Origin of the sequence: Mesorhizobium sp. M7A.F.Ca.AU.002.02.1.1, assembly GCF_003998535.1 — a bacterium.
GTDB classification, from domain to species: Bacteria; Pseudomonadota; Alphaproteobacteria; order Rhizobiales; family Rhizobiaceae; genus Mesorhizobium; species Mesorhizobium ciceri.
This window is the reverse complement of the sequence record NZ_RZPB01001273.1, coordinates 1-1,025: the sequence shown is the minus strand read 5'-3', so window position 1 is coordinate 1,025 and position 1,025 is coordinate 1. Positions and strand designations below refer to the sequence as shown.

1 protein-coding gene is annotated in these 1,025 nt (G+C 64.5%); it reads right to left on the bottom strand.

Annotated elements, in window-relative coordinates; all coding sequences use genetic code 11:
- Window positions 1-59: 59 nt before the first annotated feature.
- The coding region (locus tag EN879_RS37080) for a dihydroxy-acid dehydratase (RefSeq protein ID WP_206521102.1) at window positions 60-1,025 on the bottom strand (966 nt) is incomplete at its 5' end.

Genomic DNA, 1,025 nt, shown 5'->3' with positions numbered 1-1,025 from the left:
GAGAATGGCGTGAATGGCGTGGAAATCGTCAGGCCGGAAATTGGGCATGCTGGTCGGCCTCAATGGCTTTCGCGTGGAATGGCGTGGCCACGGCATCCGACGAGAAAGTCGAGATCGGCGCCGCGGTCCGCCTGCAGGACACGGTCGACATAGAGGCCCTGATAGCCGCCGCGCATCGCCGGGACGGGCGGTAGCCAGGATTCACGACGCCGCGCCAGCTCCTGTGCCGACACGTCGAGATGCAGCTTCCTTGCTTCGACGTCGAGCTCGATGAAGTCGCCGCTCCTGACCAGCGCCAGCGGGCCGCCGATGGCGGCTTCGGGTGCGGCATGCAGCACGACGGTGCCGAAGGCGGTGCCGGACATGCGGGCATCGGAGATGCGGATCATGTCGCGGACACCCTGCTTCAGCAGCTTCCGGGGCAGCGCCATGTTGCCGACCTCGGCCATCCCCGGATAGCCCTTGGGGCCGCAATTCTTCAGCACCATGATCGACGCTTCGTCGACGTCGAGCGCGGGATCGTCGACGCGCGCCTTGTAGTCGTCGATGTCCTCGAAGACGACGGCGCGGCCGCGATGCTTCATCAGGGCCGGTGACGCGGCTGACGGCTTGATGATGGCGCCGTCGGGCGCCAGATTGCCACGCAGCACCGCGATACCGCCATTGGGAGTAAGCGCCTTGTCGCGCGGGCGGATCACCTCGGGATTGTAGTTTTTAGCGTCACGGATGTTGTCGCGCACGGTCTTGCCGGTGACGGTCAGCACGTCGAGATCGAGCAGATCGCCGATCTCCTTCATGACCGCCGGAATGCCGCCTGCGTAGCAGAAGTCCTCCATCAGGAAGCGGCCTGACGGCATCAGGTCGAGGATGGTCGGTACATCGCGGCCATATCGATCCCAATCGTCCAGTGTCAGTTCGGTGCCGACGCGGCCGGCAATCGCCAGCAGATGCACGACCGCATTGGTCGAGCCGCCGATGGCACCATTGACACGGATGGCGTTGGCGAAAGCTTCTTTCTTGAGGAT